Genomic DNA, 18,275 nt, shown 5'->3' on the forward strand with positions numbered 1-18,275 from the left:
TTCACTGCTAGTCTCAAACTACTGGTGAGTACAAGAGGTGAAAAAATGCCAAATTTAACAGTTAAACAAGTCAACATACTTGCTAATGGACAGCATAGTAAAACCTCCGATGGCAATGGATTGTCCTTCGTCGTTCCGAAGCGTGGCGAACCTTATTGGTCCCTAAGATATACCTTTAACGAAAAGAGGAGGGAAAAGTCACTGGGTAAATTCGGGCAACTGACACTGGCTGAAGCGCGCGGTGAAGCAGAGAAAATTCGGGCATTAATTCGAGATGGCATCGACCCTCTTTCTACTCCCTCAATTGAAAGTTATGTCGGAATGACATTTGACCTATTATTCAAGGATATGTATCAACACAAGATATTAAAACGTAATAAACACCCTGATATACCAAGAAGTAAGTATGAAAATAACGTTTCTTCCCATATCGGCCATTTGAAGGTTGAACAAGTAACTGCAATCCATGTTCGAAATATATTGGATACTATTACAAACAGTGGTCGTCCAACAGTGTCAAATGATGTGTTGGGCCTACTCAATCAACTTTTTAAGCATGCCATTCAACTTGGTATTACATCAAATAACCCTGCTTCAGCATTTTCCTGTAAAGATGCCGGAGGAGTTGAAAAGCCAAGAAAAAGGGTCCTGAGCATTGAAGAAATTGAAAATGCCTTTTCGGTATTCAGAAAACATTCGGATTCATTCACACGCGATAATTACTTAGTTTGCTGTCTGCTTATTACACTAGGCGTTAGAAAATCAGAGTTAATCCAAGCGCCCTGGAAGGAATTCGATCTAGATAACGCAGTGTGGCACTTACCAAAAGCGAGAACAAAAACAGAGAGCGATATCAGCATACCACTTCCACAACAGATTGTGTGTTGGCTAGAAGAGCTGAAAGTCCGCTTGTCCACTTCCCCGTCAGTGAGACACCTGTAAACTAGAGTTTTCTAACTTTGCCCGGTAAGCTGCTGGCGGCAGATCTCCGAGACTTTCATGTGTACGTTCTTCGTTGTAATCTAATCGCCAGAACCACACCATCTCTTTCACTTGATTGAGGGTTTCAAACAAGTAAGCATTTAAAAATTCTCGTCTGAATGAGCCGTTAAACCGTTCAACGAAACCGTTTTGCTGCGGCTTGCCAGGCTGGATATAAACTAATTCGATGTTATGCGCTTCGCACCAATCTGTTAGACGTGCCGATATTAATTCTGGTCCATTATCTACTCGAATTTGTTTAGGTAAACTGCGCTCTCCTTTCAATTGTTCAAGCGTTCTAACAACTCGTTCCGCTGGCAGCGAAGTATCTACCTCAATAGCTAAACATTCCCGTGTGCCTTCATCAACAATATTGAGTGTTCTGAATCGTTTACCGCAATATAAAGTGTCATGCATAAAATCTAATGCCCACTGATGATTGGCTTGAGCGACAACTTCTAATGGCTGTGCAACTCGTTTTGGCAGCACGCGCTTCACTCTACGTTTTAAGTTCAAACCCATTTGGCAATACACCCGATATACGCGCTTGTGGTTAAACGGATAACCTTTAAAGCGAAGCCGCCCAAAGCATTTCCAAAATCCTGCTCTGGGTGATTTCTTTAACTCTGCATTGATGGCATCAATGACAGCCGCATCAGCCTTTCGCCAGTCTCGTTCTGAGCGGTAGTATGTAGCGCGGCCAATACCAACAAATTTGCACGCTTTCAAAATACTTAAGCCCGATTGAACCAATTCGCTGACGCTACTTCGCTTCTGCGCTGTCACCAACCCTTTTTTGCGAATAATTCCTTAATCGCATGGTTCTCTAGGCTGACATCTGCGTACATCTTTTTAAGCTTGGCATTCTCTTCTTCAAGCTCTTTTAGGCGCTTAACATCCGACGCTTCCATACCGCCATATTTGGCTTTCCAGTTGTAATAAGTGGCACTGCTGCTCCCATGCTTGCGACACACTTCTTCAACCTTCATACCCGCATCAGTTTCTTTGAGCACTGTGATGATCTGAGATTCTGTAAAACGTGACTTTTTCATTGTTGTCTCCTGATTGTGATATTACAGAAAACTCTAATTAAACATGTCTCATGTTAAGGGAAGTGGACAGAGGATAGTCGTGTAGCTCCTACACGCGCAGCCCATTATATTGGGCTGCTTTTCTTAAGAACTGGTGTGCTCTGTTTTTCTATCAATATTTGGGCTACTTTCAACACAAACTACAGGTTTTAATACAACAATATAAATAGCTTACTTGTCATATTCGATTAATTTTCGATTTTATAGTTTGTTAATTTTAAAATATTAGCAGCAGGAGTAAATATATGGCTTACTTCATAATTAAAGATTGCAGTTTCTCTTTGCTCCCTGAATTCCTCAAATTGTTGACATTTAATTTCATCTAACATGCTGTCATTTAAAAACATTGCTTCTGTGTCAATAGGGTTAAGATCAGCCAACGAAAAGTTTTTTTCTTTCGAAATAAAATATAACGCCGATTTCTTGCTTTTATCTTTAATTTCAGTAGGTTTTTTTAATATTTTCCCTTTAAATTTGTGAAAATCTTTAGCAAAGTTAGTCCCTTTATCAGAGTCAAGCTTATGAGCTTGAGCAAGTGCCCATAGTTTAAATCTAGTATTTCTGAAACTAACATTATCCTTCCATAATGAAACAGACGGTTTCGTATTAAGGGTCCATTTTAACTCATTAGTTTTCAGATACATTAACCAATCATTTAAAGCTGACTCAGAGTTCCGTGCAGTGGTTCCAAAAGCGCTCGTATAGGCAGTCACTGTAATCCATGCATTAAGCTTCGCTTGGTCAATATCTGGATATTTGACTAATGCATGGCATACACCTAGCGCTTGTAATTTATATGGGAAGACTTTAATAGAGGACATTCCATACTGCTCCATTGAAAATCTTAGCAACAGTTGGATACCTGAAAATATATCACGGAGCAATTTCTCATTAACTTCTTTCGCCAAAGAGTCTGTATTTTTATCGTAAATCGATTTACCTAGTTGAAGCTTAAGTAACTGCAATATAAAAGTTTGATCAATGCTATCGTTATCAAATTCTTCTAAGTATTCACTATTAAGATTTTCTATAGATGTTAAAAGTTCAAATTCAGGTGAGTAACTCAATGCGTTTAGCATGTGAGCTTCAGACATCACTGTGCCCCTTGTATTAATTCGCTCGAAGCTTTTTGTTACCAACTCTTGCTTATCTGAACGCATTGGTATCATTGGGACTTTATAATTCTTAAAAGCAATTGATATGTCATCAGCCTTATCAATTAAATAATCCTTTTCAGGCGGTATACTCCTAAGAAATCTCATCAAGTTTTTCTGATCAAAAATGACTTTCAAAGGTAAGTAATGAAATGAATCTGGGTTATTTCCCTCTTTAATTATTTCCTCTTTTCTAAGAAACATATTTGAAATAGAGTTGCTTTCAAGATCGGCATATACTTGATAGTTTGATAAATCAGAACCATCAGATGTGTGTTCTGGATGTTTAATTAAAGCATACAGAGTGGACATCCTTTGTAGGCCATCCATTAAATACATTTGTTGTGAAACATGAGTATTATCGGTTTCATAATTTAACCTAAATGGCCCAATAACATCGTATGAAGTTATATTATCTAGATTAGTTGACCAAACTAGTATCGAGCCGATAGGAATTCCCTCTACAATACTGCAAAGTAGATCTCTTTGTTGTTCCCACTTCCATACAAGCTCGCGTTGAAATCTAGGAATTTTTATAATCCCGACTTCTATTTCATCAAGGATTTGCGTAACAAATGATACGCGAGGGTCCATTACAAACTTATCACTCACGCTGGTGTCCTTATATAATTTTTAATTTTGGCAGCAAGGTTAATAACCTCGCTACATTCAATGTTACGATGCATCAGCTTGTGAATGACATTTTGTTTGTTTTCTCTACTAAACCAATCACCGATCCCCCTGAAGCCGTTTCCAAGTAGTTGCTTAGTCTCACCTTGTAAATCATCGTAAATATTTGAGTGCAGATCAGCTCTATTCAAACCTTTTTTTAAGTGCAAACAAAATCGTTGCTCAGTATTTAATGAATAAAATGCTTGTACTTTTTTATAATTGATGTCGTTGTCTAAACTTTCTTTTGGCACACTTTCATACAATAACTCTAAAGGAAAATAGTTTTCAATCATACGCCTTCTTAAAGTATGAAATTCAACTTTATTTTCAGTGCATATCTCAGCCACATCTATAGCATCAGGCGCTGGAGTATCAAGAAATTTACAGTCACTATCCGTTAAAACAAACATTTTAAAACGAAGAATCAAAGGGTTTGTTTGTCTTCGTAATTCATTTTTAACTTCTCCAATACCTCCGCCTTTGGTTACAATTTCAGCATTGTGAATCTTTTCAAAAACCTGTTTCCTTGTTGACTTATCTACAACACATTTTATGAATTGTACGTCATTATAAGCGTTTTCAAAGTTCAGAAATAAAGGGATCGTAATTAGTCTGGCCGCATCCTCAAGACTTAAAATAGGGATGTCGGAATCTAAGTTTGAATTGGTAACACTTCCAGAGACTTGCGCAATGTTTGTTTGTTTAAACTTTGTAGCATCTGAAATCCAACATCGATAAATTTCTTCCCAGTCAGAACTATTGTTTTGTGTTGTCCACCTTGAAACGGCTGGGTTTTCTATGTCGAATTTTAAAAATGCCTTGTTATTAATCGCATTAGTTCTGAGTGTATCCAAATATTGTTTTTGTCTTTCGTCAAAAGCGTCAGGTAAGAGCCACAGTATCATTCCCGCTCCTCCCTAGCCTGTAAGAGTTCTTTTGATTGGGCTATTATTTCTCTGAATACACTTTGAGGCCAGTTTCCTTGGATATATCCAACGTCATCAAAAGTAATATTAGAAATGCTCGACACATTATCTTCTTTTTCAACCCAGTAACATGAAAGGTCATCATTAATAATCTCTCTTTTGACAATTGCTGACTGAATTGCCAATAAAAAGCTTTCGGAGTGAGTTTCAATAACTAGCTTAATGTTTTCCTTATCTTTTATAATGTTAATCATAAATTCTGCGAGCGTAACAATCGCTTGAGGATGCAAATGCAGTTCTGGTTGCTCTATCGTTATTATTGGGGCTTCGCCAAGCAACCCAAACTTTGCCATTGAACATAAAGTTACAACAGGTAGTGCTTGAGCGATCCCTTCGCCAGAATCTATTATATCAACCGGTGAACTTTCAATGGCATTATCTACGGTTTGAAGCTTTACTGTTGCTCTACCAGTATTTACATTTTGAATTGAAGATGAGTCGAGTTTGAGTTTTCGCCCTGTGGTTTCAAGTAACCAGGTATTGATCAACTCAAAAGCATCTGGGCAGTTGCCTTTTATATACCAAAGTGTCTCACCAATCCCTTCACCTTTATAATTCACCCCAGTTTTTATACCTAAGCCAATATCAAAACTTCTTGGTGGGGAGGTTCGAATAGATGATATCCATGAGACTGAAGCTGAAGACCTTCTTATTTTTTCTCTAATGCAAGTATCAGATATAGAAAAAAATGACTCTAGACTAATGCTATTTTCTCCATCACATTCAAACTCAGAAAAGTTTTGTGCAGATGGGAGATAATTTTTAGTTATACCTTCTTTTTTAATTCCTAATTTATTTATAAACTCATGCTCATGAGCATTTTGCCTTAGGGAAAAGGAAATACCATTGCTTTGCCAAGTGACTTCAAAATCTATATCTTTAGAGTTTTCATTCAGGATGTCTGCATGTATAGCTCCACGCAATGATGAGCTGGTATAGTCTAAATAGCTATGAGTGTATAAATTAGACGTGTGATCTTTAAAGCTGTCAGATAACAAGGGGATTGCTCTTAACAGAGCGCTTTTCCCACTGTTGTTATACCCGAAAAAAATTGTCAATTTTTTTAAATCAATGTCGACTCGTTCGCTAAATCCTTTAAACCCTTTTATTGATATTGTATCCATAACAACTCTCGTAATAATTACTTTTTATTGATTTTTTTCTTGCCAATGATTAAATATTGGCGTCAATATATTCTCAGACAAAAACCTGATTACAGGGACACATACTGCGTCCCCCATTGCGAATAAACCTTTATTTATATTGCTGGGTAATTTAAATGAATCACGAACGCCTTGAAGGCGTGCATATTCTCTAGGAGTTAAAAGTCTTACACTCCATGAACCTTTCCCGGCCTGGATTAGTATTTGTTTGCTAGAACCACCTTTAGGTGTTCTTAAACAACCGGCTATACCATCAGTTCTATATTCTGCAGTAGACTTACCTTTTCTCATCCGTCTATAAACAGTTCCGTAGCTTAACTCGTCATTATCTATATTGCTATGCAGTTTTTCTTTATGAGCTTCGCTCATTTGCTGGTATAATTTTTCCTTCCTTTCCTCATTCCACCACAACTCAGAAGCTCGAGGAATATCGCTCTCAATTAACTCTTCTAATTTGTTATTTATTTCTCTATTAAAGTTAAAATCAAATATGCCCCAATTCAAATTATCGGATTTAAGAATTACATTTTTCAGTTTCTCTGACCTCAGTTGTGGATATCTTTCAAATGAACTCCACCAGTTATCTAGAACAGCATTATTGTCTTTTATTAGCATCACTTGTTGCGCTAGCTCTTCCTCTACAGCAATTATAAATAATCTCTGTCGACTCTGAGGGGTAAAATACGAAGCATCTAATTCAACAATATCAACATAGTAGCCTAATTCGGAAAATAGCCTAACAGTGTTTATAATATCCTCACCTTTATGTGAAGTTAAAAACCCTTTTACATTTTCGAGTAACACCATTTTGGGCTTTTTGTTTATAGCTTCTTTTTGGCTAATTATCTCAAATATGGCGTTTAACGTTCCCGAATGAATACCGGCTAAGCCAGCTCTGTTTCCAGCTACGGATAAATCAGTACAAGGAAATGAAGCTGTGTAGAGGAAAGTATCATCTGGAACTAGCTCTACATTGTCAGCAATATTCCAAACATCATCTAAGTGAAAATCTCTATCACCAAAATTTTCTATATAAGTTTCTCTTTTATCTGGCGATAAATCATTAGCAAACAAGCATTGCCATTCATCTTGCTCTAACCCTTCACGTACTAGACCTACACCAGCAAAAAACTCGACAAAATTCTTCATAAACTATCTAATTCAACCTTAAAATCATCATTCTTGTATACTAAATTCCCACCCTGAATTTCTAACACAACTAAGCCATTGGTTTGTACAAATGAGAACAGTACATTTTTTCTGAATCTCAAATTGTCTGGGTTCTTGTATTTTTCAATACATAGAGGTTCCCAAACATTAAAGTACTTTTCACAAAGCATTGAACCTTTCATTGCTCTTACAGTAACGCTGTCATACTCTTCGGAATAAGAACAAAAAATATGGTTTACTACTTTATCTTCTTCTAGTTTTTGTAAATGCGCATGACGGTGATATTGATACTCAAAATTACCGCCAACCTTTGCAGATTTAACTTCCCAACCTTTAAGGTCTGCTCCAGTAATTCCCTCAGCCTTTTCGCCAGTAATGAGTGCACAAAATAACTCCCAGATTACTGAATGGACATGACCAGCCACTTTTAAATTATGTTCTTTCAGAAGACCAATTTTTTCAGGGTCGTATATATGCTTTTTGTAAAAATTAAATGCATTTGAAATGTTATCCATCTATTTCCCTTATTCCTTCAAATAGTTTTGAAGGGGAAATAGATAAGGCATTAGAAATTTTAACTATATTGACAAGGCTTACATTGCGCTTCCCGCGCTCCATGGAACTAATGTAAGTTCTATCAAGTTCAGCCATTTCAGCTAAAGTTTCTTGGCTAAACTCTTTGCTCTGGCGTTCTTTTTGAACATTAGAACCAAAAACAGCCAATACTTCGTCTTGCGTCATATAACCCCCTTCTAATAAAAGGGATAGACTGCAAGGGTGTAGACTATGAGTCTACGGACTATAAGTCACATTTCGTTTGATTTTAAAGTTTTAGTTAGCTAATAGCAATTAGCTTTATCATGAAAACATCTAAAACAAATATTTAGATGTACTTTCCTAGAAGATCTTCAAACCAGCATCTAAAGGTCTCGAGTTTGATTTTTAACTACACAGTTAAAGTCCATTGTTCGTTATTATCGTAATGATTTGAGAAACACCTTATCTGTTCTTCTTATAAAGAAGATAAGCTTAATAATTAAGCCCTAAATCACTCCTTTCAAAGCCAGTAAAGCCATAAATCGGAACCCCGCAAGCGGGGCCCCCTTGCTTCGCAACCCTTCGGGCGATTTCTAGCCTGACTGGATTTTCTCTGCATAGTCTGTGTTGGCCATGAGGTATGGCGAGCCTTTAGGCGGCAAGCGCCTAAAACTTACCAACCTCATAGCGAAAGGGACTTATATGAAATCTATGGACTTTATAAACAGGGCTAAAAAAGTAGAATTTGCTGATATAGCAAGGTCGGCAAAGCCGATTGAACGTACCACTCTTAAACACGTTAGAGCCAGCGATAAATGTTACTTGGTTAAAGCTGGCAGTAAGTTACAATTCTGGCTCACACGTGATGATTGCTTGTTGTCTGTTAATGTCTCTCTACACTCACCATTGTGTGTTTGTACTGACGCAGATAGTTAGTTATGTTTCCCATATCCCAACTTTCCCAATTAGAAATTGAGCATTTTTTTATTTTTTTTCATAAATTTTTTCGATTTCTTTATGGTGAGTACACTGGTGAGTAAGAGGGTTTTAAAACGGACCAAAAAACCTTGTAGCCCCTGATATATATAGAATTGTGAAATTTAAAGCGATAAACAAATTCAGAATATTGAGTAAAGCTCTTTAGCGCCAACATAAACACATAAAAAACCTCGCTTTATAGCGAGGCTTTTTATCTTATTTCATGCAGTTTCAGTACTTATTACCTTACGATATAAGCTCTGTACATGTAATAGAGTTATCACAGCGCCATATAAACCGTATTGCGTATAAAACATATTGTGTACCGCTAACAAAAAAATGACTCTAAAGATCACCTTTGTTCAAGCCACTTGTACCAGATATCTTCTTGCGTTTGGGTATTTAGCCGCTTTTGATATAAGGGTTCTGATAATTCAGATGCTAGATCTGGGCTTACATAGTTGCCACTTTCTGATGCTAAAGTTACGTCATTCTCGCGGCCTTTCTCAGTCACCTCACAATGACCATTTTTACACACAACATCGGGCTCAGGCATCGGGTACACCTCTTCAGACAAGGTTCTTACATATCGCTCATCAGCACTAGCAAAGCCTTTAAATATACTAAACTCATCGGCTGAAGTGCTGGGCTCTAGTCCTGCAGTTACTTCTGCCATATGCTGTAAAAACTGGTAACTGCCCACATGTGAAAGCGCCCCTTGTCCAGGCTCTGTGATAAACGAAATAAACCCTTTATCAATCTTAGTCGCAAACAGCCCTTCACCCGCGAGTAATTCGTCTATGGTCGCCTGATCTTTATCTGTAAAGCTAAAAGTCACCTTGTGCCCTGCTGAGTCAAACGTTCCTTCGTTAGCGTTACCAAGCAACTTGCCATCGTTGTGCTTTCGATAATCACCTAAGTCTGAAGCAAGGCGCTTAATATATTTAAAATCAACATTGTTTTGCTCGGCATATTGGTACATTTCTGACAATAGCGTCCTATCTTCGCGCGTTAAAAACTCATAGGGGCTTTTCAAGACATTAGAATGAGACATGCCATTTACACCACTTTGCACTTCAGGTTCGTTATCACCAAAAATGTCGTCGACCATAACCGCATAATAGTGAGTAGCGTGCTTTGGGGTTGCGCTATGTGCTAATCCCTGCTCTTTTAAAGCAGACTCAAATTGTAATGTTGTTTGTGGCCCATATTCTTGCGAAACCATTGCTTTACTGAGGGCTGAAAAAGACTCGATATGAGACGTCAATGCCGCCTCAAATGAGTGCATTATATTGTTGGCACTACCGCCACTTGTCAGACTTTCTTTTTTTAACACTGAAAGCTCAGCCTGATCGCGTACATGCCACCTTTCAAAGGCTGCTACTTTTTCTAGATCAGAGAAGGTATTACTTGGGTCTAAGGCTATCGTTTCTAACTGGGCTTTAGATAAATGCTCAAATTCCCACTTAGCTAAGTCAACCTCTTTGCGACTGAGCTGTGTATGTGTGGCAGCTTTACTTTGTGGCCAAGAAAGCGCTGTTTGATCTACCTGCTCAATAGCGCTTTGTGCCTTGCTCAGCTTTAGCGCTAAAGACGATACCGATGCGTTTGTATCACTTGCCTTAAATTGGCTTGAAACAGATAGAGGCCGCGGAGAGTTTTTTAAGACTGCACCTGTATTTGAGTATCCATTTGCCTGTGTTATATCCATACGCCTCACTCCTTTGTAAAACTAATATCAGTCCTTAACTCACCAAAAAGCAAACTAATTCATTGTTTAGTTGGAAGTTATACTATGTTTCCAATTCAATTCCAAGTTATGTAATTGACCAAGCTTACACCTCTATCTTTTTGAAATTGCGACGACAAACCAGCCTCAATTGTAAATGAAAAGTTGATCTTTTGTTTCTTTTAAAATATCTTGTATCTTGTTACTTCGTAGGGCTGAAATATTTAACTTTCAGCTACTGACAACGCTGACATTTTATTTTTGTATTGATACAGCCGTTCAATTGTTAACATTATATTTTTAGGTGTGGCGCACTCTCCTCATTAAACTAAAAGGACAAGGACGTGATAAATGGTGATGATTTAAGAGCAATGAGGGTTAATGCCGGTATTTCCCAAGAAGCCATGGCTAAAAAACTCAAATGCGATAGAAAAACCATCATTAATTATGAGCTAGGCGTAAGTGATATTCGTTCCAAACAACTTTTCATGTGGCTTGTATATTGTAAGATAGATTCAGGATCGTTATTAAATGAAATAAAACAGATCCGCGATCAGGTTAACGGCAAACAAAAACCAAACTTACAGGATGACGAACAATGACACAGTTAAGCCCTCTTAGTATTTTTAAGCGCATGAATTTATTTATAAAGCCTGAAACTCAAAACATTGATGAGCTCTCTAAAAGTGACTGTGTATGTGCAGGTAATAGCGCAGCAAAGCCCCCAAGAGCGATACCAGCCACCACAGAAGCCATAATTTTTTCTCAGCCGACTAAAATTTCCACCGAATGCTGTATCTTAGTATCTGGTGGTACCGGAGCTTATAAGCCCCCAAGAGTCGCACATGCTGGTAGCAACTTCTTCCCCATAGTGCCTACAGATGTTTCACAAGGATAAATAATGAAACTTTCCAACCTAATTTTGCTCAGTATTGCATCCGTTGCTTTTTTTTACATTCAACTTTGGGATGTTCGCTTTGTTACTCCACTCTATTTATCTCTGTTAGGGATATGCATAGCTTATGGAGCATATACAAAAAATGTTAATATGACTCATATTGCAGGCTTTATTTTCATTTTAACCGCTTTGTCTCCAGTTCTTTTTGAAACAGGATTAATCAACTACCTAACACCTGAAGAAAACAAGCTATTACAAGGTACAATAATCTATGGCGTGCAATTTCTACTTAGTCTTACCACCGTATTCATATTAGTCTTTAGAATTCAGTTATCCCGTTTAATATCAAATTCATCCAACATAGAATTGACTCACTTTGATGGCATTTTCCACTGGTTGTATATCTATACTTCACTTGTATATTTACTGGGCATGCTAGAAAACATCGCTTGGTCTTATTTCGAAATGAAATCTTGGACCCTAATCTACGATAACTTTGAAGGACTAATCTACATTGCATGGGCATTGTGCTGCGGCGCGCTGTTAACCATGATGATTTGCTCACCTAGAGAAAATAATAAAACTGAGGTTAACTCTTTATAATAGGTTACTCTGCAAAAGCGTTAGCTAGGCCCAAGACTCTAAACAGCGGCCGACTTGTTGAGCCTCACTTTTTTGCCTGTAAGAATAAGCTGGGTGGTTATTATAGCTACCCTATTCTTTATTAACGCTAATTGCGTTACACCTTCAGCTAGACCTTCTACTAACTGCGCCTAACAAACCGGTGTCATCGGCTATTTTCTTTATGCACAAACCCAAACGATATTTTTATAAATTTATTTTTCGGATGGGGAGATTTTTTCACACTGAATACCAGATGATGTTAACACCAAGTAAAGAGATGTGGGTAAACCATACAAGGACCCTATTGCATTTGTTTGGAAGATCCTGACCTTCGTCAGGATGACGGTAAAGATTTGTGTAGAAGCTCCTGACAAAAGTCAGGTGGACGGTATGAACACTAAAACAGGGACCACGGTGTTTTGATGGTGTAAGTGATCAAGCTAACGTACAACCCGTTGAGCAAGGGCGTATCACTTGGGTTTGTAGTCCTAGCCATTAATGCGGTTCTACTCTAGGAGAACAATATGAAAAACAATTTAGCAGTTAGAAAAGCACAAGTAGATAAGTTTAAGGGTGAGCTGCAAGTAGGCATACGTACCTTACGCAAAGAGCGCGGGTTAACACAAAAGCAGTTCGGTGCAATTCTTGGTGTCGATCAGGCCACCATAAGCAATTTTGAAAGCGGTAAAACGGTGATGAGTATACTGCAAGCTTACGAGGTGGCATTGGTGTTTGGTAAAGATTTCACGGCACCACGCCTCACGATGTCGAATCAACTCAGTTCGGCTCGCTAATTAACCTAAATTCGGGGTCTACAAGTTGATATGATTAGCTTTGTTATATCCGTTACTGTGAGTTTAATTTTACGATTCTCTTAAGTTTTATTCCAAGATGTTCCGCAAAACAAAACGGCGCTTACTGCGCCGTTTTTATGATTAAAAGCCGCTTTAAGCGCTACTGTTCATTTTGCTCAGGCGCTGCCTCTGCATCTTCAGGTGCGACAGCTTTACTCTCAATCTCGTATTCATCTACACGTTGCAGGCCACGTGGTAGTTTATTGCCTCGTCGACCTCGCTCGCCATAGTAATGTTCTAAATCACTTGGCTTAAGAGTAAGTTTGCGCTTACCTGCGTGCAGGGTAACGGCGCTTCCCTCGGGCACACATGCCAGTACTTTTACAAACTCTTCGCGGGCTTGAACTTTAGCGCTTGGAATCGAAATAATTTTGTTTCCTTTTCCTTTACCAAGTTTAGGTAAATCGCGTAGTGGGAACAGCAGCATACGACCTTCGTTAGAGATTGCCATACACATATCGGTCGCGACATCATTGACCGTAATAGGCGCCATAAGTTGCGCACCTTTTGGCACACTCACAAGCGCCTTACCGTTTTTGTTCTTACTCACTAAATCGTTAAATTCAGTAATAAAACCATAACCACCATCGGTTGCCATCAGATACAGGGTTTTCTCATCCCCCATTACCACGTGCTCAAAAATACACCCAGGCCCTAGATTAAAGCGCCCTGTCATTGGCTCACCTTGGCTGCGGGCAGATGGTAAGCTATGCGCTTCAGTAGCAAAGGCCCGACCCGAGGTATCTAAAAATACCGCAGGTTGATTACTGCGCCCTTTGGCTGACGCCTTGTAGCTGTCACCAGAGCGATAGCTTAAGCCCTCGGCATCAATGTCATGACCTTTGGCGACACGTGCCCATCCTTTGTCAGATAGTACAACCGTTACTGACTCTGATGGGATCAAATCTTTTTCACTTAGCGCTTTGGCTTCAGAACGCTCAATCACCGGTGAACGGCGCTCATCACCATATAACTCTGCGGCTTCTTGAATTTCTTTTTTCATCAGCGTCGACATACGACGCTCTGAGCCTAATGTGAGTTCTAATTTATCACGCTCGATACTGAGTTCATCTTGCTCACCACGAATTTTAACTTCTTCTAATTTGGCTAAGTGACGTAGTTTTAAATCAAGAATCGCTTCAGCTTGCTTATCCGATAGATTAAAGCGCGCCATCAGTTCGTCTTTTGGCTTATCTTCAGTACGGATAATTTCTATTACTTCGTCGATATTTAAAAAGGCAACCATTAAACCTTCTAAAATATGCAAACGCGCCAATACTTTATCTAAACGATATTGCAAACGACGGCGTACCGTTTCGCGGCGGAATATTAACCACTCAGATAAAATCTGAAGTAAGTCTTTCACCTTTGGACGACCATCCAAACCAATCATATTCAGGTTAACGCGATAACTTTTTTCGAGATCGGTGGTGGCAAATAAGTGCGCCATTAATGGCTCAAGCTTCACCCGGTTTGAACGCGGTACAATCACAATACGCGTTGGATTTTCGTGATCCGACTCATCGCGTAAGTCTGCTACCATAGGCAGCTTTTTCGCGGTCATTTGCGCAGCAATTTGCTCCAGCACTTTGGCCCCTGAACACTGGTGCGGTAGGGCTGTGATCACAATATCACCCTGCTCTTCAGTATACACTGCACGCATTTTGATAGAGCCACGGCCTGTGGTGTAAATCTTTTGGATTTCAGATTTAGCCGTGATTATCTCAGCATCTGTTGGATAGTCAGGTGCCTGTACTACTTCTAGCAGTTCTTCTAACGAGGTTTTTGGTTGGTCAAGCAACATGCAACACGCCGTTGCCAACTCTTTTACGTTGTGTGGGGGTATATCGGTCGCCATACCAACCGCTATGCCCGTTACCCCGTTGAGTAAAATATGCGGTAAACGTGATGGTAATACCTTGGGTTCATCCATGGTGCCATCAAAGTTTGGTGTCCAATCTACAGTACCTTGGCCTAGCTCTTTAAGTAACACTTCAGAGAACTTAGACAAACGCGCTTCGGTGTAACGCATTGCAGCAAATGACTTAGGATCGTCAGCTGCCCCCCAGTTACCTTGGCCATCGACCAATGGATAACGGTAAGAGAAAGGTTGCGCCATTAATACCATGGCTTCGTAACAAGCGCTGTCGCCGTGAGGGTGATATTTACCGAGTACGTCACCCACAGTACGGGCTGATTTTTTATATTTAGCGGCGGCCGATAAGCCCAATTCGCTCATGGCATACACGATACGACGCTGTACCGGCTTTAAGCCATCACCAATGTGTGGCAATGCCCGGTCCATGATCACATACATGGAATAATTTAAGTAGGCGTCTTCGGTAAAACGCCCCATCGTTTGTTGTTCAATCCCCTGTAAAGACAAGGTTTGAGGATCAGTCATGTAACACCCTATTTATTGTTATAACGAACGCGATAAATCGCATTCGCAAAATCGTCCGACACTAACAAGCTGCCATCAGCAAGCTCGGCAAATGCAACCGGTCGACCCAAGGTTTGTTCTTTATCTAAAAAGCCACTAATGAAAGGCTCATAGGCGGTGATTTCGCCTTCTTTGATGGTGACCATCATCACTTTGTAGCCCACTTTACTACTGCGATTCCAAGAGCCATGCTCTGCCACTAGCAGTTTATTATGCATATGTTTGGCAAACTGTTTGCCACGATAAAAATGGATACCCAAAGGCGCTACATGGGCCTGTAACGCCAATTTTGGCGCCACATATTTTTGCATGTCTGCAAGGCTCATATCTTTGGCGTACTCTGGGTCTAACACGCTGCCGCCATGCACGTAAGGAAAACCAAAATGTTCGCCATCAACACTCACTCGGTTTATTTCATCGGGTGGAATGTCATCCCCCATCATGTCGCGACCATTATCAGAAAACCACAAAGCGCCACTTTGTGGGTTAATATCAAAGCCAACCGAGTTGCGCACTCCCTGAGCTATGGTGGTGAGCTTTTTAGTTTGTAAATTAAGCGAAAAAATACGACCAAAGCGCTCATTTTCAGCGCATACATTACAAGGCACACCAACAGGTACTAATAATTCGCCTTCGTCGGTAAAGCGAATAAACTTCCAGCCATGATGACGCTCAGTAGGCAGCTCATCAAACACCACTTCAAAACTGGGTTTTGAGAGTTGTTTGTCAACATTTTTAAAACGGATAATGCGGTGTACTTCGGCTACATATAAATCGCCATTATACAAAGCAATGCCAGAGGGCATATTTAACCCTTGCGCTAGTACGATTTTTCTATCTGCAACGCCATCTTGATTGTTATCAATTAACGCATAGAGATTGCCGGCCTTACGTGAACCTGCATACACCACCCCTGATTTAGATACTGCCAACTGCCTTGCATTGTCTACGTTTTTTGCAAAATAGCTGATCTCATACCCTTTAGGTAAGGTTAATCGCTCAAGTAATTCATCAGCAGCAGCACTGAACGTTGAGCAAATTAAACTAGCGGTAAAAAGTGCGTAGCGAAGCATAGAGTTACACCTCAACCTGTGCTTTATCACCATGGTTTTCAAGCCACACTTTACGGTCGCTAGAGCGTTTTTTAGCAAGTAACATATCCATCATTTCCATGGTGTGTTCTTGCTCTTCTAAAGTCAGTTGTACTAAGCGACGCGTGTTTGGGTCCATGGTGGTTTCACGAAGTTGCAGAGGGTTCATTTCACCCAATCCCTTAAAGCGTTGTACATTGACTTTGCCGCGTTTGTTCTCAGCTTCAATTCTATCTAACACGCCTTTTTTCTCATCTTCATCCAAAGCGTAATATACTTCTTTACCCACATCGATTCTAAACAACGGCGGCATGGCTACATACACGTGCCCTTGTTTAACCAAAGTCGGGAAGTGACGAACAAATAGCGCGCACAACAACGTTGCAATGTGCAATCCATCCGAGTCCGCATCAGCAAGAATACAAATTTTGCCATAACGCAGGCCCGATAGGTCGTCGGAGTCTGGGTCAATCCCCAAGGCAACCGAAATATCGTGTACTTCTTGAGACGCAAGGATCTGACCCGATTCAACTTCCCAAGTGTTTAATATCTTGCCTCGCAAAGGCATGATGGCCTGAAACTCACGATCACGCGCTTGTTTAGCCGAGCCGCCTGCAGAGTCACCCTCTACCAAAAACAGCTCTGAGCGCTCAGTTTCACTGCCTGAACAGTCGGTCAGTTTCCCCGGCAACGCAGGGCCTGAGGTTACTTTTTTACGCACTACTTTTTTCGCCGCACGCAGTCGTTTTTGCGCGTTACTGATACACAGCTCAGCCAATAACTCTGCCGTATCTGTGTGTTCATTCAGCCATAAACTAAATGCATCTTTTACGATGCCAGAAACAAAAGTAGCGCATGAGCGCGAAGATAGTTTTTCTTTGGTTTGCCCAGCAAACTGTGGGTCTTGCATTTTTACAGATAATACGTAGCTACATTTATCCCAAATATCATCCGGGGTTAGTTTGATGCCTCTGGGTAATAAATTGCGAAACTCACAAAACTCACGCATTGCTTCAAGTAGGCCTTGTCTTAGGCCATTCACATGCGTACCACCTTGCGCGGTAGGAATTAAGTTAACATAGCTTTCGGTGATTGACTCGCCGCCTTCAGGCAGCCAATGTAGTGCCCAATCAACCCCTTCTGTAGAACCACTAAAGCTACCCGTAAACGGCGCTTTTGGCAGCACTTCGTAACCTTCGGCGCTGTCTTTTAAATAATCTTCAAGTCCCGCTTCGTAATACCACTCTTGCGTTTCTTTGGTTTGTTTGTTGAGAAAACGAATACGCAGGCCTGGGCATAATACCGCTTTGGCTTTTAACACATGATTAAGCTTAGTAAGAGAAAAATTGGCAGAGTCAAAATAACTTGCGTCTGGCCAAAAATGCACTGACGTGCCCGTATTACGCTTGCCTACCGTGCCGGTTACTTCGAGGTCTTGCACTTTATCGCCATGCTCAAATGCCATTTCATACACTTGACCATCACGTTTAACCGTGATCTCCACGCGTTTCGATAACGCGTTAACAACCGAAATACCCACGCCGTGCAAACCACCAGAAAACTGATAGTTTTTGTTCGAAAATTTACCACCTGCGTGAAGCTTAGTGAGGATCAATTCAACCCCAGGTACGCCCTCTTCGGGGTGAATGTCAACGGGCATACCACGACCATCGTCAATTACTTCCAAGGAGTTGTCTTCATGCAAAATCACATCAATTTTAGTTGCATGACCGGCGAGCGCCTCATCCACACTGTTATCAATAACCTCTTGGCCCAAATGGTTTGGTCGAGTGGTGTCAGTGTACATGCCAGGACGACGTTTTACCGGCTCTAAACCATTTAAAACCTCAATGGCTTCGGCGTTATAATTTTGCTCGCTCATAGGTAGATTCTTTTTATTTAAT

The 18,275-nt window shown here is 40.2% G+C and carries 16 protein-coding genes; 5 read left to right on the forward strand and 11 right to left on the reverse strand.

Annotated features, from left to right (window positions below):
* Positions 1-45 precede the first annotated feature (45 nt).
* Complete coding sequence (locus tag HG263_RS14280; RefSeq protein ID WP_171626765.1) at positions 46-942, forward strand: tyrosine-type recombinase/integrase; 897 nt, start codon at positions 46-48, stop codon at positions 940-942.
* Here the strand turns inward: HG263_RS14280 and HG263_RS14285 are convergent.
* The 8 genes from HG263_RS14285 to HG263_RS14320 all read right to left on the reverse strand — a co-directional run bounded on the left by HG263_RS14285 (position 925) and on the right by HG263_RS14320 (position 10,443).
* Positions 925-2,033 (reverse strand): IS3 family transposase gene (locus HG263_RS14285; protein WP_171626766.1). Its coding sequence is split into 2 segments (ribosomal slippage): positions 925-1,790 and positions 1,790-2,033, totalling 1,110 coding nucleotides; the frame shifts between segments, so codons are not numbered across the junction. The genes HG263_RS14280 and HG263_RS14285 overlap by 18 nt on opposite strands.
* Before the next feature lie 227 nt (positions 2,034-2,260).
* The gene (locus HG263_RS14290) at positions 2,261-3,838 is read right to left on the reverse strand and encodes a GmrSD restriction endonuclease domain-containing protein (protein ID WP_171626767.1); all 1,578 of its coding nucleotides are present in this window, start codon (positions 3,836-3,838) and stop codon (positions 2,261-2,263) included.
* Entirely contained in the window at positions 3,835-4,803 is a 969-nt protein-coding gene (locus tag HG263_RS14295) for a hypothetical protein (RefSeq protein WP_171626768.1), read from the reverse strand. The genes HG263_RS14290 and HG263_RS14295 overlap by 4 nt, the downstream gene beginning before the upstream one ends.
* Positions 4,800-6,008 (reverse strand): AAA family ATPase, encoded by a 1,209-nt coding sequence (locus HG263_RS14300; protein WP_171626769.1) that lies wholly within the window; start codon positions 6,006-6,008, stop codon positions 4,800-4,802. Before HG263_RS14300 ends, HG263_RS14295 begins: the two co-directional genes overlap by 4 nt.
* A 24-nt stretch (positions 6,009-6,032) precedes the next feature.
* Positions 6,033-7,196: a DNA cytosine methyltransferase gene (locus tag HG263_RS14305; protein ID WP_171626770.1), complete on the reverse strand. Its 1,164-nt coding sequence runs from the start codon at positions 7,194-7,196 to the stop codon at positions 6,033-6,035.
* On the reverse strand, positions 7,193-7,732 hold the full coding sequence (locus HG263_RS14310; RefSeq protein ID WP_171626771.1) for a hypothetical protein: 540 nt from the start codon (positions 7,730-7,732) through the stop codon (positions 7,193-7,195). Before HG263_RS14310 ends, HG263_RS14305 begins: the two co-directional genes overlap by 4 nt.
* A complete protein-coding gene (locus HG263_RS14315) occupies positions 7,725-7,958 on the reverse strand; it encodes a helix-turn-helix domain-containing protein (RefSeq protein ID WP_171626772.1) in 234 nt (77 codons plus the stop codon). The genes HG263_RS14310 and HG263_RS14315 overlap by 8 nt, the downstream gene beginning before the upstream one ends.
* A 1,126-nt stretch (positions 7,959-9,084) precedes the next feature.
* The gene (locus HG263_RS14320; RefSeq protein ID WP_171626773.1) at positions 9,085-10,443 is read right to left on the reverse strand and encodes a hypothetical protein; all 1,359 of its coding nucleotides are present in this window, start codon (positions 10,441-10,443) and stop codon (positions 9,085-9,087) included.
* Positions 10,444-10,805: 362 nt separating this feature from the next.
* On the opposite strand from HG263_RS14320, the gene HG263_RS14325 reads away from it, so the two are divergent.
* From HG263_RS14325 to HG263_RS14340, 4 genes are all read left to right on the forward strand, one after another.
* On the forward strand, positions 10,806-11,063 hold the full coding sequence (locus HG263_RS14325) for a helix-turn-helix domain-containing protein (RefSeq protein ID WP_171626774.1): 258 nt from the start codon (positions 10,806-10,808) through the stop codon (positions 11,061-11,063).
* Positions 11,060-11,359 (forward strand): hypothetical protein, encoded by a 300-nt coding sequence (locus tag HG263_RS14330; RefSeq protein ID WP_171626775.1) that lies wholly within the window; start codon positions 11,060-11,062, stop codon positions 11,357-11,359. Before HG263_RS14325 ends, HG263_RS14330 begins: the two co-directional genes overlap by 4 nt.
* Positions 11,360-11,362: 3 nt before the next feature.
* The gene (locus HG263_RS14335) at positions 11,363-11,962 is read left to right on the forward strand and encodes a hypothetical protein (protein WP_171626776.1); all 600 of its coding nucleotides are present in this window, start codon (positions 11,363-11,365) and stop codon (positions 11,960-11,962) included.
* Between the two features lie 545 nt (positions 11,963-12,507).
* Positions 12,508-12,777, forward strand: a complete 270-nt coding sequence (locus HG263_RS14340) for a helix-turn-helix transcriptional regulator (RefSeq protein ID WP_171626777.1) — start codon at positions 12,508-12,510, stop codon at positions 12,775-12,777.
* Between the two features lie 160 nt (positions 12,778-12,937).
* Here HG263_RS14340 and parC read toward each other — a convergent pair whose 3' ends face one another.
* From parC to parE, 3 genes are read right to left on the reverse strand one after another with little or no spacing between them, the layout of a single operon-like run.
* Positions 12,938-15,241: a DNA topoisomerase IV subunit A gene (gene parC, locus HG263_RS14345; RefSeq protein WP_171626778.1), complete on the reverse strand. Its 2,304-nt coding sequence runs from the start codon at positions 15,239-15,241 to the stop codon at positions 12,938-12,940.
* Positions 15,242-15,249: 8 nt separating this feature from the next.
* Positions 15,250-16,353: a PQQ-dependent sugar dehydrogenase gene (locus HG263_RS14350; RefSeq protein WP_171626779.1), complete on the reverse strand. Its 1,104-nt coding sequence runs from the start codon at positions 16,351-16,353 to the stop codon at positions 15,250-15,252.
* Positions 16,354-16,357: 4 nt separating this feature from the next.
* A complete protein-coding gene (parE, locus tag HG263_RS14355) occupies positions 16,358-18,253 on the reverse strand; it encodes a DNA topoisomerase IV subunit B (RefSeq protein WP_171626780.1) in 1,896 nt (631 codons plus the stop codon).
* Between the last annotated feature and the right edge of the window lie 22 nt (positions 18,254-18,275).

Origin of the sequence: Pseudoalteromonas caenipelagi, assembly GCF_013140855.1 — a bacterium.
Classification (GTDB): Bacteria; Pseudomonadota; Gammaproteobacteria; order Enterobacterales; family Alteromonadaceae; genus Pseudoalteromonas; species Pseudoalteromonas caenipelagi.

Bases quoted from the DNA above. Each gene is read 5' to 3' on its own strand.
- HG263_RS14340 (WP_171626777.1), top strand. From the start codon at position 12,508: ATGAAAAACAATTTAGCAGTTAGAAAAGCACAAGTAGATAAGTTTAAG.
- parC (WP_171626778.1), bottom strand. From the start codon at position 15,241: ATGACTGATCCTCAAACCTTGTCTTTACAGGGGATTGAACAACAAACG.
- HG263_RS14295 (WP_171626768.1), bottom strand. From the start codon at position 4,803: ATGATACTGTGGCTCTTACCTGACGCTTTTGACGAAAGACAAAAACAA.
- HG263_RS14315 (WP_171626772.1), bottom strand. From the start codon at position 7,958: ATGACGCAAGACGAAGTATTGGCTGTTTTTGGTTCTAATGTTCAAAAA.
- HG263_RS14350 (WP_171626779.1), bottom strand. From the start codon at position 16,353: ATGCTTCGCTACGCACTTTTTACCGCTAGTTTAATTTGCTCAACGTTC.
- HG263_RS14330 (WP_171626775.1), top strand. From the start codon at position 11,060: ATGACACAGTTAAGCCCTCTTAGTATTTTTAAGCGCATGAATTTATTT.
- HG263_RS14335 (WP_171626776.1), top strand. From the start codon at position 11,363: ATGAAACTTTCCAACCTAATTTTGCTCAGTATTGCATCCGTTGCTTTT.
- HG263_RS14320 (WP_171626773.1), bottom strand. From the start codon at position 10,443: ATGGATATAACACAGGCAAATGGATACTCAAATACAGGTGCAGTCTTA.
- HG263_RS14300 (WP_171626769.1), bottom strand. From the start codon at position 6,008: ATGGATACAATATCAATAAAAGGGTTTAAAGGATTTAGCGAACGAGTC.
- HG263_RS14305 (WP_171626770.1), bottom strand. From the start codon at position 7,196: ATGAAGAATTTTGTCGAGTTTTTTGCTGGTGTAGGTCTAGTACGTGAA.
- parE (WP_171626780.1), bottom strand. From the start codon at position 18,253: ATGAGCGAGCAAAATTATAACGCCGAAGCCATTGAGGTTTTAAATGGT.
- HG263_RS14310 (WP_171626771.1), bottom strand. From the start codon at position 7,732: ATGGATAACATTTCAAATGCATTTAATTTTTACAAAAAGCATATATAC.
- HG263_RS14280 (WP_171626765.1), top strand. From the start codon at position 46: ATGCCAAATTTAACAGTTAAACAAGTCAACATACTTGCTAATGGACAG.